This window comes from bacterium (assembly GCA_037128595.1).
GTDB lineage: Bacteria > Verrucomicrobiota > Kiritimatiellia > CAIKKV01 > CAITUY01 > JAABPW01.
In genome coordinates this window covers 25,660-43,972 of record JBAXWB010000036.1, presented here as the reverse complement: position 1 = coordinate 43,972, position 18,313 = coordinate 25,660, and the positions used below count along the sequence as shown (strand labels likewise).

Genomic DNA, 18,313 nt, shown 5'->3' with positions numbered 1-18,313 from the left:
ACTTGTGGGGTGACTTGTGGGGTGACTTGTGGGGTGACTTGTGGGGTGACTTGTGTTTGTGGCATCAACGGAATAATCGTCGTAAACATCTCCCCCTCTACAAAGGATGGAGCAGGTGCCCCGGGCGCATAGAAAGGGTGATAGTGGGTCACCTTGTTGATTCCCGACCCCAAGGACTCAAACTGCCCCAGTTGAATCATGAATTGGCAGATGGTCGGGTTCTTCGGATAAGGGGTGAAATTAAGGGGATCAATGGGCCCATGCCCGTGCGGGATATTCGGGTTCTTGAACTCAACCCGGTCCTGGTAAATCTTAATGGTAGCGGCCGCCGGGCTGACATATTCACGGTGAGCAATGACATTCGCCACCAACTCACGGAAGATCAAGGAACGGAGACTAACCCGTATTACGCCCTCAAGATAGAAGGGATCGCTGAGATGTTTCTCAATGAACCCCATAAGAATATCAAAGGAATCAATCAGGTTAGTGCACACAAGTTCCCGGTCATCATACCGCTCGGTGTCGCGCCGCCTCAGCAAGGCGTCGAATTTGTAGCCGGGTGCAACGCTCTGGATGATCGAATCTGTCCCGAACATGAGAGCCGCCGCCAGTGTATACCCAACCTTCCCCGTAAAAACATCACGCCGGACAAATCCTGCAATGTTCAATAGGGCCTCCGGGGACAAACTCGCCCAAGGATGTTTTGGTTTGCGGGCCTCCATCAAGACCTTGGCCTTCTCAAAAAGATCAGGCCGTAAATCAGACATCTCTAAATACGGGAGGACCCGCTGCTCGGTATACGTTCCCGTCTTGCGGTTGACCAAGGCGGCAATACGGTTCAGGCCGGAAATCTTGTAATCCCCATCCTGGCTTCGGAGATAAACATGCCCTGCAGTCTGGTGAACGTTTGAGCTGGCCGGCACCTGGATCTTAATAACCCATCGTTCATTGATTTCCAAGACCTGTGGAAAGAGAAGCCGGGGCGGATCAAGTTTGGTGGGATTGTTAGACAGGCTGGCGATCTCCGCCACCATCCGGTCCACCGCCTCAGGAGCAACACCCGCCACCGTGCCATCATCCGCTACCCCCAAAACAATCAACCCACCATCCATGTTGAGAAAGGCACAAATGGTCTCGAAAAGGTTCTTCGGCAGGGCATTCGCCGCCTCCTTGAACTCCAGATCAACCCCTTCTTTCCGCCCAAAGGGATATTCAGGGGGATCCGGCTGCTTCGTGTTCATGGTTTTCCTCATTGCCCAGTACGCTATTCATTGCCATTAACCTCGTCAAGGCAATCCAATGCCCACCCCTATTACGCCCTTAGCGCTGGAAGAACGTTGCATCGCGGATCGTCTCATATCCGTCTTTCCGCATATCGTCAAACGTGAGACTGAGCCCCGGAACTGGTCGCGTTCCCTTTGGCGGAATAGCGAAAAAGCCCCGGTAATCTGTCCTGACTGTATAACTCACAAGCGGGGCTTCCCACACATAGTTAATCCCGACTCGCTGAAGGCGCGTACGGACTTCGGCATCTTCCACCGGATCGCCGAACTGATCAACTACCTTCCCGTAGAATTCGACAGGAACTTCGTTTGACTGTGCTTCTTTCAGTGCCTTTTTCGCCCACTCTGGAATCGTGTGTTCCTCTCCAGGAACACCACCCGCTGAAGCAAACAGAACCATCACGAGCAACAAATTGAAGGCCAATGATCTGGGATCAACGCGTAAACTTCCGACATGTACTATTTTCATCATCATTCTCCGCTGGGGGGGGAAACCACAATTGCTCATCAACTGTCGCCAGTAGGCCCGTTCATCAATGATATTGGAGCGAAACTGACGACTGTGCGAGTAATGCTGCCCGTCATAGCTGAACGAGATTCGAAGGTTAACGCTCCCCTCAAATCCCGTCACCGCAGATTGAGTGCCAACGGGTTCGGCACGCGCTTCCGCCCCGTATGAGCTTTTTGATTTTGTATAACACGGAAAATATTGGCGAGGAATGTTCAAATTCTTCTACCCAAACAAAGCGCGAACGCCAAGAAAGCTCGCCTTGTCCACATATGCCGCCGGGACGTCGGCATCCACCCATGCTAGACAGCGCGAGCAAGTGGTCATCAAGCATTACCTATTCAGTTATTTCGCCCGGCTCATTCTCAGGTTTAACAGCTACTGCTGTGCTGGATTATTTTACGATGAACAGGCCCCAGTTTGACGGCCGGTACTGAATGCTTTCGTCCTTGCCGCGTGGCCAGCACACTTCCACTTTATCACCCTTGACCGAGTTCACGGTCACGACCAGATCAATCCCGACCCGTGTTCCCGAGGCGGTGCTCCAGCCTTCAATCTGAGAGGCCGGGATCAGGGCCTGCATCACATACCCCTTCGCGGTTTTAGCGGAGAAGGACTGGACCCCCTCCTTGACGTCGTACAGGTTGGCCGGAATCTCATCCTTCATCTTCCAGCGACCCAGATAAGCCCGTTGCTCGCCCACCAGCGGGCACAGCCAGAACTGGTGCATGTCTTTGGGATTGCCGCGCCAAGTCCGGTCCGCCAGAGGCTCCACAAAGACTTCCAGCGTATCCTGGGTCCAGAACCAGGAGGGATCCGACACCTTGGCATCGGAGCCAACCACCTCTACCCCGACCAACAACCCCTTCGAGGAAACCGCCAGATGGAAACTGGCCTCAACGCCCTGCCCGGCTCCCGCAGTCGCCCAGGCGGGAAGCAAGGAGTCCTTAGGCCAGGTGCCAAACGAGCCATCCAGCTTCACCTCACCCGCCACCGGCACTTGAATTGTATCTGGAACAAGTCCGCATTCGGCAATCTTGGCGCCATCTGCCGCAAACACCTCAATGCCGGCACGCTCGTCTGTCTTCCAACCCAGACCCCACTCTAATTCCAGTTCGAACTCCTTGGACTCGCCGGGTGCGAGATTCTGGATCTCCATGGAGGCCGGCGTCACTTTCCATACGGCCGGCACCGTTACCTTGGCCGTGAAGCTCTTCGGGTTCAGCGAGACATTGGACACCGTCACCTTGGTCTTGCACTTGCCGGGCCCGCCGACCAGTGGTTCCGCCGTGACGGCCGCCGGGGAGGTGATTTCAAAGTCGATCACCAGCGGCTTCTCCACCGCGCCATCCTTGACCAGGACAATGACTTTCCGGAACGGGCCTTTGTCGGCCGCCGCGGAATTGACCGTCAGATTAATGACATTCGTCTCACCCGGCGCGGCCGCCATCGTGCCCGTGGGTTTATCGCAACTCCACCCCGCAGGCAGCTTGACGGAGTAGGTTCCCGAGAGCGCACTCTTCCGGTTGTTGCACGCCCGGAGTTCAATGACCGAGACATCACCCGCCGCACACTTCTGGAAATACCGGGACTTCAGATCATAGGCTGTCTGGATATAGAATGGATCGCTTTCACTAAGTCCAACGACCCAGGTGGGCAAGATATCCAAAGTTTTCGGAGCCTGCGCCAGAGGATTGGCATAGGCGTCAAACAGCTTCCCTGACTTAAACTCCGCCGCCACTGCGGGTCCATCGACATCCACCTTGAACGCCGCCGCCACCAGTTTATTGCCATCCTTGAAAACATGTCCCATCCCGTTTTCGCCCACCACAAATGTTCCCACCGGCTTGGGAAGCGCCATAAAATGAGTCAGCGCCGAAATGGCGGCACACGCCGGCTTCGGCTCGTCGTTGGGGTCCAGGATGCCGCACCCGTCAAAGAAGGTGGTGGGCTTTTTCTTGGTATCCCGGTTCCAGTACCAGAACATTTTATCAAGGCCCGCCTGCAGCCCCAGCATATAGCCGCGCTGGAGATAGGCCGCCTGCTCTTTTTCAGAAACGATGTGGCCCGCGAGGGTATCCCACCCGAACTCCGTGATCCACGCCTGCCGCTTCTTGCCATCACAACTGGCGGCGGCGACAAAATCCCGGAGCATGTCAAAGTAGTAGCGGGACAACCCTTTCAGTCCGCCGGTATTATAGTTGGAACGATTCAGTTCCGGGGCCTGGGTTCCACAATAGAAGTGGCCATTAACGACGTCGATGGAGTCAAAAGCGCCGCTTTTGACCAGATCACGGGTCCGCTCCGGGTAGACGCCGGCCGCGCCCTGTTCAACGGAGAGATACGTGTCATCCATCATATTGACCGTATCCCCGAAGGTCTTGTGGAAGGACTTGTAGGTGGCCCAGTTATTCTTCACCTCATCCTTGCCATAATGCAGATCGTACTCATTATCGAGTTCCCAGGCGGTATACTGAGGGAACGCCGCCATGAACATCATCATTTCCCGGCGCATTTCCTTGTCCATGGCCGTCTTACCCGCCTTAACCGAATCGCGCATCGACCCCATAAAGCAGGGAAGAAGCATCAAGCCGGACTCCTTGATTTTCGCATCCATCTGGGGATACCAGGGCCAGCCACCGTATTTCGAGTCGGAGCCTTTGGCCCGGGTGACCCAGTTGTAGGTATAGGCATAATCCCGGATCCAGGTGAACCCCAGCCGGGCGATGGCGTTGTAACCGACCCCCTCTATACCGCCATGGATATTCAGGGCATAAGGGGAGTTCTGCTTCTCCGCCGCCGTCAGTACCGCGGGTTTCGGAAGGTAGGCGATGCGCCCTTTTTTCTGGATGGGTGCCCCTTCGCTGAGCTTCAAGCTTAAACTGTAGAAATAGGTCCCGAACTTGCCCGGGGCAAACTGGGCGGACCCATTCCAGGAATCGCTGAATTTCACCGGCCCGCCACCCTTCTGCACAGTCTGGCCTTCAGTGTCGGTCAACGCCCAGATGAGCTCGCCTGAAAGTTCCTTACCCAACCAGCTGCCGGCGGAAATTTCAATCCGCGGGGTTTCGCCTTCGATGAAAATGTTGTCCTGCGCAGGACAGACGGTGGTGATCTTGAGAAGTTTGGCCGGGTCACTGACCCCACTGACGTCCGTCTCGAGCTTCAGTCCGGCAATGAACAAACTGGCGCGCCCCACTTGATCGTTGGCGCCCCAGTTGTGGGTCCCGATGCCCGAGAAGCTGACCGGCTGTTTCCAACCTGCCGGAATCGGAAACTGGACGTGAACCCATTTACCGGCTGAACCCTTGATGGAGCAATCAAGTTTCTTTTTATCAACTTCGCTTTTGCCATCCGCATCCTTGAAGATCAAGTTCCACCCGCGAGATAACCCCTCACTTTTCGCCCATAGATTGATGGACTTCAGGGTGCCCGGAACCGTTCCCGCACCCGCTTCCGCCGTATAATGCGCGAACCCCTTGCCATTGTAGTCCACGTCAATTTCGATGGAACCTGTTAATGCCTCACCTGCCACGCCAGCATCCGGCCTCTCGACTGAATTCTTCACCACACCCTGTGCCAGATTCCAGGCACTCGGCTTGACCTGCAGGGTTTCCGCGCTCTGGAAAAGGCGGGTGACCACCCGTTCCTGGGCACAGAGTGCACTTGCGGCCAGCGACAGGGGAATGATTAGCAAGGCGCCAAGACAACGAGTCGAGATGAAGTATTTCATTATTTAGTCTCCTTTTTACCACTTAGTGCGACGGGCTTGCAGTTGCAGGTTCGCTCACATCATTGGGCGGGTAACCCGGGGGCGAATAGTGCGTCACCCCGCCCTGCCGCTTCCATTCCCGGTAAAGCAACCAGAGGAAAATCATAGCCATGCCCAAAAACGGTAGGCGCCAGGCAGGGATCATGCGATAGCAGAAATCCTTACCATAGACCGCATCCGGCAAAAGGGTTCGCATGCCCGTCATGAACCAGGCGACCGACAACGAGGCCACGATATTCATGACGGCCCCGCTCAGGGCATTGAATGAACAGAATTGCCCGAATTTCTCCCGGGGCAACATGCGCATCATCAGGGGCATTCCCACTGCGCCGAGAAGCATGGTGACGGGGAGATCGATCGCGGTCAGTGCGATCATGATGTGGAAGGCCTGCGTCGGTGTATATTGGCCAAACAACCATACAAAATTAAGCGGCACGATAAACAACAGACAGACCATCATCCACATCCATACCCGGATGGGATGGAACCGGTCGGCCAGGGCGCCCGATGGATAACTCACCACCAGTTGGACGAACTGGATACCGGTATTTAAAACCGCCAATTGCTTGAGGGTGATGCCCAGCGACAAATTCAGATAAAGCGTGAAGACGCCAATGGCATTCGCCACGGTCATGAACATGCCCATTGCAAAATAGTAGACGTAAATACGGTGGGAAAGACATTCACGGATATATATCTTCATCTCCCCCATCATCCGGAAAAAGGGGCCACGGGCATGGGGTGGCCGTACGGGAGGCGGGGGATACGTTCCCTCCTTGACGAACAGGCACATCATCGTGAAGCCCACGAGATAGATGGTGGCCGCACCCAGATAGATCCAGCGCATATGCGTCAGGGCATGTTCATAGAAGAAGTAGTTGTACAACATGGCCGCCAGGCTGGCGACGACCCGGAACATTCCCATGAAGCGGGCCATAAAGGCCTGGGGCACCACATCGTTGAACAGGTACCAGAAGGTGGTGTTGACGAACATGTCAAACACCTTGAAGCTCGCCATCAGGAGGCCCACGGTAAAGATCGACATCCCCACAATCCCCCACCCGCCCATCGGCCCGACTTTGGCGTGGAGCCAGACCGAAATTTCAGGGGAGAACGCCATCATGACCAGCGTGGCGGAAAGGAAGGGCGCCGAGTACAACAAAAAGGGAATCCGCCGCCCCAGCGGGCCCCGATGCCGGTCACTGATCGTGGAAATCACCGGATTCAGGGTGAAATTGATGATGCTGGGAACCGTGGTCAGGATAATCGGCAACACCCAGTCAGGCGCCTGCAACTCCCTGAGTCGCAGGGGCACGATGCTGTTGTTGACATACTCCATCACCGTGAAACAGAAATCGCCCCACAGCAGCCAGACGAACACCCACATCAGCCCGGCCATCGTGTATCGCAGCGAGCCGACCCGCAGGCGGGGATCCTCTTTCTTCGTTTCAATTTCCACGCGGCAATCCCCTTTTTATTTCACAGTGACCAGGACTTCATTGCTCTCGCCGCAGTCGGCCAGCGCAAGGAAATTACCCTTTACGGCACGTCCATTCAGCATCAGCGACGGCTGGCCCGTCCGGCGGATGTGAACGTTAAAGGTACGGCCCCGGAAGGAGCGGACGACACTCGTGTCCTGCCACTCGGAAGGCAACACAGGATCAATGGTCAGTCCGTCATATTCGCGCCTGACCCCGACCAGGTAGTCCAGAATGGCGTTCCCGTACCATGAGACGGAGCCCGTGACCCAGGTAAACTCCATCTGGAACGGGCGATTGCGGTGCTCCGGCCCGTAGTAACAGTTGGAAAAGATGTAGGGCGGCGCCCCGTTTTTCGGATTTTCAGGAGTTGGCAAATAGCCCGGTGCGGCACGCTGGAACAGCGCGTACGCCCGGTCGCCTTCGTGCTTCTGCAACAGCGCATAGATCATGAACGCATTGCCATGGGAATAGATGGTGCCATTCTCGCAGATGCCGGGCTCAAGGTAACTGATGCGGCCGATATGATCGTCGCGCTTCAGATACGGCGGCACCACCAGGCGATAGCCCAGATCGGTCAACAGCAGTTCATCACAGGACTTGAGCATCGTTTCCATCTGGGCGGGATCCGCCACTCCCGCCAGCATGGCCCAACTCTGGGCATTGACATAGATGCGGCCCTGCTCGCACTCACTTGCGCCCACCGGCCGGCCATCGTCGTCAAAGCAACGCAGGAACCATTTACCATCCCAGGCGTGGGTGCGTATGGCCTGACGCATCGCGTCGGCCCGCGCCTGATACGCGTCGCTTTCGACCTTGCGGCCCAGGCGGCGCCCCAATTCCACCATCAGATCCAGCGCGCGCACATACGCCATCGACAACCACACGCTTTCGCCCCGACCCGCCTTACCGATGGCGGTGAGCGAATCATTCCAGTCACCAAATTTGATCAGGCAAAGCTGATGGATGCCTTTGTTGATTTCCAGGAATTCCAGCGCCCGGTCAATGTGGCCCAGCACCGTATCCTCACCCTTGTCAAAATACGGCACCATCACCTCAAGCAGGTCAAAGTCACCGGTCTCCTTCAAGTAGTCGCACACGGTGGCCACCAGCCACAAGGCGCTGTCGCTGTACACCTTGGTGTCCAACGGATTCCAGCCGCGCAACGCCAGGCCGTTGCCATACTGCCGGGCCAGCGCGGACAACAACACGCGCCGGGTGCGGGGGGCATCAAAGGAGGCCACGCCCCAGGCATGCTGCACCACATCCCGGTACCCCATCCAGCCCCAGCGGCCCCAGGTGGCGCCGAAAAGCGTCTGCTGCTTAAGCCACCCATTGGCCATCCGGTTCAAGTGGGCATCCGGGGTCTTGATCGCATTGTGGGCCACCATCCGGGCCTTTTCGGCCTTGAGGGCCTCGAACTGGGCATCGAACGACGCGAACAGGCGCGGACGGATCTCCGCCAGATGCGCGGGCGCATCGGTCAGCCCGCTGATCAGGTGAATGGTCTCTTCCTGATCGGATGCCAGCTCCAGATTGAATTGCAGGACGCCGACGGTGGCCTCGGACGAGCCGGGCCGGTTGGAACATTTCCCGGCGATGACCGCCTGCGGCTCAGACAGCGTGTTGTAGATTCCGACAAAGTTGTCACGACTGCCATCAAAGCCATCGGCCTTCCGGTCGGCAGTCAGGAAGGCGGTGAGGAAGGCATGGGGCGCAATCTGCGGATGCTTCTGGACGATCATTGCATTGTGTTCGGCCTCAAACCAGGCCCCGCGGTACAGCATGTCGCCATAGCTGTTAAACCCGCTCTTGTACTGGAGTCCATACTGATTGTAGACGAACACCGTCAAGGACCGGCGGCGCCCGCTCGGATTGGCCAGTTTCAGGCGCCACAGCTCCACGGCCTCCTTGCCCGGCGGGACAAACAGCAGGAGTGAGGACTCAATGCCCTTGGTGCGGGAACTGAGGTGGGTATAGCCAAGTCCGTGCTCACAGGCATAGGCCTCGTAGGGCCGGCGCACCGGCTCCCAACCGACATTCCAGAATTCGCCGGTGTCATTGTCCCGCACGTAGATCAACCGGCTCAGCAGCGTCTCGCGGCCGAACACTTCAATGTCACAGATACGCCCCTCACCGGTGTAGAGCTTGACGCCCTCCGTCTCGCCGATCTGCACATCGCAATAGCCCACGCCGGTCTGCTGGACACAGGACATGACGGAATCGTTCCAGATAAAATTATCGAAGGCCCGCGGTGTCGCCGGATCGGTGACCACAAATGCGAGTCCATCAGGGTGAAAATGTCCGTACGGGTGATTCATGCCATCGTCTCCTGTTGCGGCCTTTAAGACCAATGATGAATTGGTATCATGGCCCCCTCATCAAGGTCTAGAAAATATTTCACCAGGAGTGATACTCTTTCATCAAGCCCCGTCTCTCAGGCGGTCGTCCGCTTCTGGGGTTTGCCCCCGCGCAGGTCGGCCACGGAATCCCGTTCCACCAGTTCGCCATGTAGCCGGATATCGAGGACTTTCCTGGAGGCTTTACCCTGCCCGCAGGCGCCCGCTAGTTCCATGGCGCTATCCACAGCCAGTCGAGCCAGCTCTTCCAGCGGCTGCCGGATCACCGTCTGGGGCGGAGACAGATACTGATAGAAAGGCAACTCTTCCAAGGTAATAGTGGAGATGTCCCGGCCAATCTGCAAATTGAAGACACTTTGAAGCACGTGGATCGCTTCGGGCCCAACCCGCTCTCCAAAATTCAAGATGGCCGTCGCCTCATCACGGACCCAGCGCCGTAAAATGTCATAGATCGGCGCCTCCTCACTGAAGCGCACCCAGGATGGGTCCACCGTGAGTCCCGCCTCCTTCATCGCCTGCTCATAGCCACGCCGTCGCTCACAGCCCCCCCACTCCGTCGACAGATCCGCCATAAACGCAATGCGCCGATGCCCCTTTTCAAGGAGGTGTTTTGTCGCACTCATCCCCTGTTCAAAGTGGTCGGTGTAAAGGCTATGAATCCCCATGTTCACCATCGGGTGATTAATGGTCAGGACAGGAAGATTGGGAATTTCATGGAGCGCCGCAATGCGGTCATCGAATACGATGCCAATGGCCGCCTTGATCCCGGAATCATACAGGGTATCCAGATTGTCCATGTCCACAATCTCAACCCCGAGCTTCCGTTGCATCACAAACCGCGTGATCAGGCTGGTCATGATGCTTGTGTAGCCGACGGGCATCACGGAGTTGGACCAGGAACTCATCAACGCCAAACGCGTATGCGCGATTTTTGGAACAAACCCGATCCGCCGGGACTCAAGCAATACCCGCCGCCGCAAATCGGCATTCACACTGGTCTCGCCATTCATGACACGCGATACGGTGCCCACCGATACTTTCGCTAGTCTTGCAACATCTGTGATAGAAGGAGCCATACTCAATTTCTCCAGGTACCCCTGACACTTCAGCAGGGAAGCCATATTTAGCGGGTAATATGCGGATTCCCTCCTTCAGGGTAAAGGAAATATTTCATCAGGTGATGAAATCAGCGCCCAGCGAAGGCATCAGACCGGGGTCACACCCTTTTTCATGATGATATTGCCATACTTGGCTGTTTCGCCGGTCATCACCACCGCAAAGGCCACCTTGGCACGGTCATAAAAGGCGAACCGATCGATGCGGGTGATGGCGGGTGTCCGGGGGGCATGTCGATCGACGGCCTTGCGGTACATTTTCTCCACCTTGGGATCGAGTTTATCACCCGGCACGGCCGCCATCATCATCAGGGGCGAATCGACATAACAGTCCAGTTCAAACACCGGCAGGATGGCGTCCAGCAGATCGGCGATTTTCAGGCCATCCGCCCGGATCACACGCTGGCCAAACGTGTCGCCCGGAAAATGGGCATCCGCCAGAACCAATTCATCGCCATGCCCCATCCGGCAAAGCACAGCCAGAAGGTCAGGACTCAACAACGGTGACAAACCTTTAAGCATCGTATTTCTCCTTTTGAATGGGGATGTTTTATATCCACCACAGCCAAAAATATATCATAATCATTAGCATCCCATGGAAATCTTAATCATAATCGTAATCTTTATCTTAATCTACTTTCCCCGATGAGGATTACGATTACGATTAAGCCCCAAGAATTCCCTTTCGCGCCTTTCGCGTATTTCGTAGTTTAACGGCTTTTTAACGAATTATAAGGAGTTCATTTTATGCCGCCTAAATCTGTCGACTCCCTTCTGCTCTGGAATTTCCCCCTTCCCCGCACCCATACCGGAATTCTCATTGGAAACGGGACCCAAGGCCTGATGGTCTGGGGCGAGACCACGCTGAACATCACCATCGCCCGGGCGGGCTTTTGGGATCACCGGGGCGGGAATCGCTTTGAAACCCGTGCCACCTTCTCCGCCGTCCGGCGCCTGCTCGAGGCGGACGATGAAGCTGGCATCCGAACCCTGTTTGCCGGAGCCAAGCCGGCCCCGCTTTCCCCTAATCGTCCTCAACAAGTCGGCGGCGGCCGGCTGGAAGTCTCGCTGGGCAAGGGGTGGCGCCCCGTGGAAGGCCGGCTCGACATCACCCGCGCCCTCCTGACGATCCGCTTCGCCGGTCCCGGGGAAAAAACAGCCCGGATCACCCTCCGACAGGTGATGAACGAAGAGGTGGCCTGGGTTGATTTCGACGCCACCTCCGCCCGGCTCGCCACTCTCAAGCTGATCCCCTCCTGGGCTCATGTCAGCATGGAATTGGAAGCCGTCGGCTGTCGCCCGCCTGATCAATGGTTTGGCAAACATGAAGGCGGCTTCTGCCAGACCCTACCCGAGGATGACCCCATGGCCATCGCCTGGCGGCGGCAGGGCCGCCGGCTGGTGCTGGCGACCGCCCTCGGGCCTGACGCGCCCCAACACGCCCGGCAGCGCGTGGATGAAGGCATTACCCCTGCCTTCATCAGACAAACCGATGCCTGGTGGAAGCAGTATTGGCGGGACGTGCCCCGCCTGCGGCTCCCTGATGCCGGACTCCAGCATACGTATAACTATGGAGTCTACAAGCAGGCCGGCCTCACCAACCCGGGGGGCGTGGCCGCCACCCTGCAGGGCCCCTGGATGGAGGAATACCAGCTCCCGCCCTGGAGCAACGATTACCACTTCAACATCAACGCCCAGATGATCTACTGGCCCTGTCTGGGCACCAACCGGCTCAGCCACCTGACGCCGATGTGGCAGCTGATCCAGTCATGGCTACCCCAGCTCAAGGCCAATGGGGAAGCCTTTTTCGGCGCGCCGGGCGCCATCATGCTCCCCCACGCCGTGGATGACCGCTGTCAGGTGGTCGGCACCTTCTGGGCCGGCACCATCGATCATGCCTGCACGGCCTGGATGGCACAACTCGCGTGGTTGCACTACCGCTACAGCATGGACCCGCGTATCCTGGGCGACATCGCCTGGCCGCTGCTGAATGGTGCCTTCAACGGCTATTGGGCCATGTTGGAGGAGATCGAGGAGAACGGGACGAAACGACTCTCCCTGCCAGTCAGTGTCAGTCCGGAATACAACGGGTCCCAGATGAATGCCTGGGGCCGGGATGCCAGCTTCCAGTTGGCGGCACTCCATGAAACCGCCCGTCTCCTGCAACAGGCGGCCAAGCTCCTCGCCCTCCCGGAGGATGCCCGCTGGGCAGAAGTCCGCACGCGGCTCCCGCTCTATACGCTGACAGGCGTGCAACCCGGCGCTTACCGGGGCCGCATCGCCCTCTGGCAGGAACAGGACCTGGCGGGCAGCCCGGCGCTTACCGGGGCCGCATCGCCCTCTGGCAGGAACAGGACCTGGCGGGCAGCCATCGTCATCACAGTCATCTGGCGTCCATCTATCCCTTCTGCACCATTGAACCCCTTGCCGATGAGCACCGGGAGATCGTTGCCAATTCACTGACCCATTGGACAAACCGGGGAGCGGGCCAATGGACCGGCTGGTGCATTCCGTGGGCGGCCATCCTCTGCGCCCGGTGCGGCCTGGCCGACGCCGCCACCACCTGGCTGCAGTGGTGGAAATCCAATTTCACCAATATCGGCCATGGCACCCTGCATGATGCTGATTTCGGCGGGTGCTCCTCCTGGAATCAGAACGCCCTGGCCACACCGGATTTCCACCGGGGCCCGGAATTCCGCGAAATTATGCAGATGGATGCCGGCATGGGTGCGGTCACCGCCATCCTCGAATTACTGGTCCAATGCCGGCAGGATGGGATCTATGTTCTGCCCGGGCTCCCCAAACACTGGCACTCCCTGACCTTTGACGGGATCCGGACCGAGGGGGCCTTTCTCCTCGGGGGTACGGTGCGTGAAGGCGAACTTTGCGAAATCCGGGTCACCAGCCTTGCCGGCGGCCCGATCGAACTGGTTCACGGCTTCCATAAAGCCTGGAAGCTGAACGGAAAAGCCGGCAAAGGACCACGCGTGTCCCGCAACACCCGCCCCGGCGAAACGCTGAAACTTTCCCGGGATTAAAAGGGCTTAGCCGGTAGCGACCTTTACGCGAACTTGGTATGGACCCGGTCCAGAAACGACTGGCCTTCTTCCGGAGTATCAGCATATTGGAAAAGGGATAAGTGGCGGCGGTCCAAATGACGCGCCATCCAGGCCAGTTCGGCATCCGTAAACCGGCGACTCCAGCAAGTGACCAGAAGCCGCGTGTGCTCCTGAATGCCAGCCAGTACGGGCTCCAGACTTTCAAGGTCCGGCCCCGTCGGATCATGGCTGATTTCCACTGCTTTCACACGCGGATGGGGGGCAATCCACTCGGCCAGGGCGGGCCCCGAGCCGCCGGAATGTAAATGATAAATCACACTGTCAAATTCATTCAACAACTTGCGCTCCTCCGGCCAGATCAAATCATGGAACCAGTCCGGACTGCACATCATCATCATGTCGGCCGAAACCGTGGCGCCGCGCCCCGGCATCCAGGCTAGCCCTCCCACCAGACCACCCTCATAAAGCGGTAGACGCCCCAGCAAATCCCTCATCAAGTAGCGCCAGCACCCCGCCACATGCGCCACCAATACCGCCACCGAATCCGGATCTTCCATCAAATCCATCATCAAATCCTGCGCCCCTCGCAGAGCCGAGAGGAGATCGGAGATTCCCGCGACCGGAATCATTTTCAAGGCATACTCCGGCCTCCCTTTTGCCGCTTCAATTCGCCGGATCAGTTCTTGATAGAGCGGGGCTCCGGGATCAAACCGGACCTTCAAGCCCTCTGCTAAATTCGAAAGGATGGGAGTGGACCAGGCTGAGCCGGCACTATATTCAACCGGAACCCCAAGCAGAGCGGCCATGGTTTCGGCCTCATTACTGATAGCCACATGCGGGGCCGTATCATCCGGCAAATGACGCCGGTTTTCCCAGTAGGCCACTTGCGAGGCCAGATCCCACCGCTTCAGATCAGCGGGCGGCTCGGGCAACCAGATCGAAACAAGAGGGCCGTCCTCCAAACCTGCTTCCCAAAATGTGCGGACACGACTATTTACATTCATGAGCCCCTCCTGAGTTCGGATGAATCATTTCATCACCTGTGATTAAACACAATACTTTAATGAAACATATCATATATTTTGACTTCATGGCCCTATCTTGCAACCATGACTTAATCCAATCTTTTTCTGGAGACGCCTAAGTTATGAAAGATGCTTTTCGCCGTGATTGCCTGCTTATTCCTGATCGCTTTGATCAGGCCCTTCTCAAATCAAAACAGGGAGCGTTCGCGGAAGTCACCAGGCGCTTGATCAAGGATGCGGAATTGGCACTCCTCACGGCACCCCGCTCCGTGCTCGAAAAACCGATCCTCCCGCCGTCCGGTGATAGGCGGGACTACCTGAGCCTGAGCATTTATTATTGGCCGAATCCCTCCTCAAAAGATGGGCTTCCCTATTGCTACAAAGACGGGCAGGTTAATCCGGAGAGTTACCAGACCGACCGGGGCCGCTTTATCGACATGGTGCGGGATGTTGAATCCCTCTCCATTGCCTATGCCATAACCAGAGATGAACGCTTTGCCGCCCATGCTGCTCGTCTCCTTCACACCTGGTTTCTGGACGAGAAAACCGGCATGCTGCCGCGGATGTTATTTGCACAATACATCCCCGGTGACGAGGTGGCGGTGCTCTGGCCGGATTACCCGCCCCGCCTGGTTCCGGGCATGGACGGACGTAAAGGTGTTTATGTTTCCTTCGGCGGGGTGATTGAAGACCTGCATCTGGTTCCCCTGACGGACTGCATCCGCCTCCTGGGGGCCTCCCCGCATTGGACGGCCGCCCATGAGGCAGGCATCAAGAAATGGTACGGGGATTATACCGACTGGCTGCTGACCCATCAACACGGGTTGGACGAGGCGGCCTGCCGGAATAATCACGGCTCCTGGTATTGGGCCGACATCGCCTGCTTCCTTGAATTCACCGGCCGGCAACAGGAAGCCAGGGACCGGATCGCCGCCATTTTTTCTGAGCGGCTGGACATGCAATTAGAGCCGGACGGGAGTCAGCCTGAGGAGCTGGTGCGGGCCATTTCCATGAACTATACGGCATTCGGGCTCTGCTCGTTCACCAATATGGCGGTCTCTGGACAACGGTTTGGCTTTGATGCCTGGTCCGCGAAAGGGTCTGCCGGGCGGTCCCTGCGTCGCGCCGTTGACTGGTTCATCCCCTATCTGACCGGGGCCCGGGAATGGACCTGGCGCCAGATCAAGCCGTTCGACGAAATCGCTGTCATCGGCTCGCTCGCCGCCTGTGCCACACGTTTCCCGGACGGGGGCTACGAGGATGTCCTCCGGCAACTCCCCTTCCTGCCGCCAGACCACCGATTCCGTTTACTGTACAATCTGGACTAAAACAAAATTTCACTTCGCCGGTTTCAAATGAAAAAGACCTCTTTTTGACTGTGGCAAGGTGGCGTTCGCCGTCCCCGGCGAACGATTCTACGCGCTGGCCGACAATCAGCCGCCGGTGTGTCTCTCTAACGATGAATAACCCGGCTACCGGGGGGCCATACTCATGGAGTAGGGCCACAAGGATTGGGGAATCGCCGCATCTGACGGCGCATGAGCCATGGCCACCTCCATCACTCCTCCGGCGGCGAGACTTTGATGAGAGATCCAAAGCGGGTCATGGGCCCGTTGGTTCCAGCGCCGGGCGGTGACATAAGGGGTGTCCACCCGATTCGACGGAGCGTGTATTTCCAGACATCCCCCCTGCTCGAGTTTGAGACTCGCGTAAGGGAAAAGCGGGGCCCCCAGCACATAGGTCGGATGAGACGGTGTCAGGGGATATATCCCCAGTGCGCTCAACACATACCAGGCCGTCATTTCGCCATTGTCATCATCACCTGGGAGTCCATCGGCGGCGGCGCTATAAAGTTCCGAAAGCACGCGACGGACCCAATATTGGGTCCGATGAGGCTGGCCGAGCGCCGTGTAAAGATACAGGACATGATGTACTGGCTGATTGGAATGGGCATATTGGCCGAAGTCAACGGACGCCATCTCGCTCATCTCGTGAATTTCGCGCTGATAGTTATCCGCGGTAAACTGCGGCGGCAGCTCAAACATCCGGTCCAGCTTGGCACAGGCCGCCGCGGGCCCTCCCATCAGGGTAGCGAGCCCCAGCGCATCATGCGGGACCGCCCAGGTTTGCTGCCAGGCGGAGGCTTCAATAAACGGGCCACCCCACGCGAACTCATCAAAGGGCGAATCCCAGCCGGCGCGGGACCGCCCCCGCATGAAGCCGACGGCGGGATCAAATACGTTCTGATAATGACCGGCGCGCGCCATCAGCATCGCAGAGTCCTGAGCCCGCCCCAGCACTTTTGCCGCCTGGGCGATCGCAAAATCGGCAAATGCGAAATCCAACGTGCGGGCCGTCCCATGCAGGGCGACCTCTGAAGGCACATAGCCCAGACGGTCAAATTCCGTCAAGGCCGCCCGGCCACAGCCCCGGCCCGGGTCCCCGGGCTCGAAGGCATCCTTGCGGATCGCCTCATAGGCGGTCTGATGACAAAAGCCCGGAATCCCCTTGACGATCGCATCGGCGAAAATGGCATCCGCATGGGTCCCGATCATACAGGCGCGGTAGCCGGGACTGGACCAGGTAGGCAACCAGCCGCCATCCCGGTAGGCATTCAGCCAACCGTCCAGTATTTCTCCCAGCCGCTCGGGATAAGCCAGGGACAAGAGCGGGTAAACGGTCCGGTGGGTATCCCAGAACCCATTGTCGGCACACAGTCGCCCGGCATGGATCTGGCCATCATAGGGGCTGAAATAATGCGGGAGTCCATCCGGGCCGGGCTCATGAAAATCACGCGGAAAAAGCAGCGACCGGTACAGGCAGGTATAGAAGGTCTCCCGTTGCGCAGGGGTGTGAGCCTCAATGCTGAAGCGCTTTAGCAAGGTATTCCAGCCGGTTTCCCCTTCACGCCGCAGAGCATCGAAACAGGCGCCCGCCACCTCTACACCGGAATTTCGCTGGGCCTGTTCGGCCGAAATGAAAGACGTTGCCACCGTAAATTCGACCACGCGCCCGTCCTGAGGGGCAAGTTCCACATAGCCGCCCAGCTTCGCGCCAGTTCCATGGGTTGCCTCTTTTTCAACGGTCGTGTCAGTGAAGAGGCCACAGGCCACCACAGGACAATCAAACTCGGCCACCCACCATGACTTGAAATTTGCAGGAACACCGCCGGAATTGGCCGTGGTGGACCCCACGAGCCGTCGCTCACCCGGCAGAATCGTTATCGCGGACTCCCCGTCAAAGGTGGAAAACAGGATGCGCCTGGGAAGGGGACCAGAGGGGAAGGTGATGCGGAACCGTGCGCAACGGGACGTCGGGGTGACCTCCATGCGGGTCTCGTAGCGCAGCAGATCGGCACAGAAATAATGGGGCGCGAAGACAGCATCCTGCTGGCGATAGCTGGAGGCGCGGCCCACGGCATCGGGAAGCAGCGCTCCGGTCTGGGGCATGACCACGAAGTGTCCATAATCGCCAATCCAGGGACTGGGCTGATGCGTGGCCCGAATGCCCTGCAGGACACGGGCACGGGACGAGAACAACCAACGGCCTTCGTTGGTTTGCGGCGTCCAGTGGGTCATCCCCCACGGCCGGGCCACCAGTGGTAAGGTATTTCCATTGGAAAAATCGGGCTCGGAATCCGTTCCCTGCAGGGGCCGGACAAGGGAGACAGGCCCGGCCGCATTCCCTTCACCACCATTTCTTTTTGAATTCAT

Annotated in this window: 12 protein-coding genes; 3 read left to right on the top strand and 9 right to left on the bottom strand. The window is 57.9% G+C overall.

Translation table 11 applies throughout. The features are described 5' to 3' along the window. The 7 genes from WCS52_17375 to fucU form a co-directional block, all read right to left on the bottom strand. On the bottom strand, positions 1–1,241 hold a 1,241-nt coding region (locus WCS52_17375; protein MEI6168956.1), incomplete at its 3' end, for an RNA-binding domain-containing protein. A 79-nt stretch (positions 1,242–1,320) separates the two neighbouring features. Next, on the bottom strand, positions 1,321–2,010 hold the full coding sequence (locus tag WCS52_17370; protein MEI6168955.1) for a hypothetical protein: 690 nt from the start codon (positions 2,008–2,010) through the stop codon (positions 1,321–1,323). Between the two features lie 175 nt (positions 2,011–2,185). Then, positions 2,186–5,524 carry a sugar-binding protein gene (locus tag WCS52_17365; GenBank protein MEI6168954.1) on the bottom strand — a complete coding sequence of 1,113 codons (3,339 nt, stop codon included), beginning with the start codon at positions 5,522–5,524 and terminating at the stop codon, positions 2,186–2,188. 22 nt (positions 5,525–5,546) lie between these two features. After that, positions 5,547–7,022 (bottom strand): MFS transporter, encoded by a 1,476-nt coding sequence (locus WCS52_17360; protein MEI6168953.1) that lies wholly within the window; start codon positions 7,020–7,022, stop codon positions 5,547–5,549. Positions 7,023–7,037: 15 nt separating this feature from the next. After that, on the bottom strand, positions 7,038–9,362 hold the full coding sequence (locus tag WCS52_17355; protein ID MEI6168952.1) for a hypothetical protein: 2,325 nt from the start codon (positions 9,360–9,362) through the stop codon (positions 7,038–7,040). Between the two features lie 116 nt (positions 9,363–9,478). Then, complete coding sequence (locus WCS52_17350; protein ID MEI6168951.1) at positions 9,479–10,477, bottom strand: LacI family DNA-binding transcriptional regulator; 999 nt, start codon at positions 10,475–10,477, stop codon at positions 9,479–9,481. 129 nt (positions 10,478–10,606) lie between these two features. Next, a complete protein-coding gene (gene fucU / locus WCS52_17345; GenBank protein MEI6168950.1) occupies positions 10,607–11,038 on the bottom strand; it encodes an L-fucose mutarotase in 432 nt (143 codons plus the stop codon). Positions 11,039–11,263: 225 nt separating this feature from the next. Between fucU and WCS52_17340 the strand changes: the two genes are divergently transcribed. Together WCS52_17340 and WCS52_17335 are read left to right on the top strand one after the other, a co-directional pair. Further along, a complete protein-coding gene (locus WCS52_17340) occupies positions 11,264–12,979 on the top strand; it encodes a hypothetical protein (GenBank protein MEI6168949.1) in 1,716 nt (571 codons plus the stop codon). A gap of 242 nt (positions 12,980–13,221) precedes the next feature. Continuing rightward, the gene (locus WCS52_17335; protein MEI6168948.1) at positions 13,222–13,554 is read left to right on the top strand and encodes a glycoside hydrolase family 95-like protein; all 333 of its coding nucleotides are present in this window, start codon (positions 13,222–13,224) and stop codon (positions 13,552–13,554) included. A gap of 23 nt (positions 13,555–13,577) precedes the next feature. Here WCS52_17335 and WCS52_17330 read toward each other — a convergent pair whose 3' ends face one another. Next, positions 13,578–14,579 carry a hypothetical protein gene (locus WCS52_17330; protein ID MEI6168947.1) on the bottom strand — a complete coding sequence of 334 codons (1,002 nt, stop codon included), beginning with the start codon at positions 14,577–14,579 and terminating at the stop codon, positions 13,578–13,580. 143 nt (positions 14,580–14,722) lie between these two features. Between WCS52_17330 and WCS52_17325 the strand changes: the two genes are divergently transcribed. After that, positions 14,723–15,928, top strand: a complete 1,206-nt coding sequence (locus tag WCS52_17325; protein MEI6168946.1) for an alginate lyase family protein — start codon at positions 14,723–14,725, stop codon at positions 15,926–15,928. A gap of 144 nt (positions 15,929–16,072) precedes the next feature. Here the strand turns inward: WCS52_17325 and WCS52_17320 are convergent, their stop codons facing one another. Continuing rightward, a complete protein-coding gene (locus tag WCS52_17320) occupies positions 16,073–18,313 on the bottom strand; it encodes a GH92 family glycosyl hydrolase (GenBank protein ID MEI6168945.1) in 2,241 nt (746 codons plus the stop codon).

Bases quoted from the DNA above. Each gene is read 5' to 3' on its own strand.
- WCS52_17365 (MEI6168954.1), bottom strand. From the start codon at position 5,524: ATGAAATACTTCATCTCGACTCGTTGTCTTGGCGCCTTGCTAATCATT.
- WCS52_17320 (MEI6168945.1), bottom strand. From the start codon at position 18,313: ATGAATTCAAAAAGAAATGGTGGTGAAGGGAATGCGGCCGGGCCTGTC.
- WCS52_17335 (MEI6168948.1), top strand. From the start codon at position 13,222: ATGCAGATGGATGCCGGCATGGGTGCGGTCACCGCCATCCTCGAATTA.
- WCS52_17350 (MEI6168951.1), bottom strand. From the start codon at position 10,477: ATGGCTCCTTCTATCACAGATGTTGCAAGACTAGCGAAAGTATCGGTG.
- WCS52_17340 (MEI6168949.1), top strand. From the start codon at position 11,264: ATGCCGCCTAAATCTGTCGACTCCCTTCTGCTCTGGAATTTCCCCCTT.
- WCS52_17330 (MEI6168947.1), bottom strand. From the start codon at position 14,579: ATGAATGTAAATAGTCGTGTCCGCACATTTTGGGAAGCAGGTTTGGAG.
- fucU (MEI6168950.1), bottom strand. From the start codon at position 11,038: ATGCTTAAAGGTTTGTCACCGTTGTTGAGTCCTGACCTTCTGGCTGTG.
- WCS52_17355 (MEI6168952.1), bottom strand. From the start codon at position 9,362: ATGAATCACCCGTACGGACATTTTCACCCTGATGGACTCGCATTTGTG.
- WCS52_17325 (MEI6168946.1), top strand. From the start codon at position 14,723: ATGAAAGATGCTTTTCGCCGTGATTGCCTGCTTATTCCTGATCGCTTT.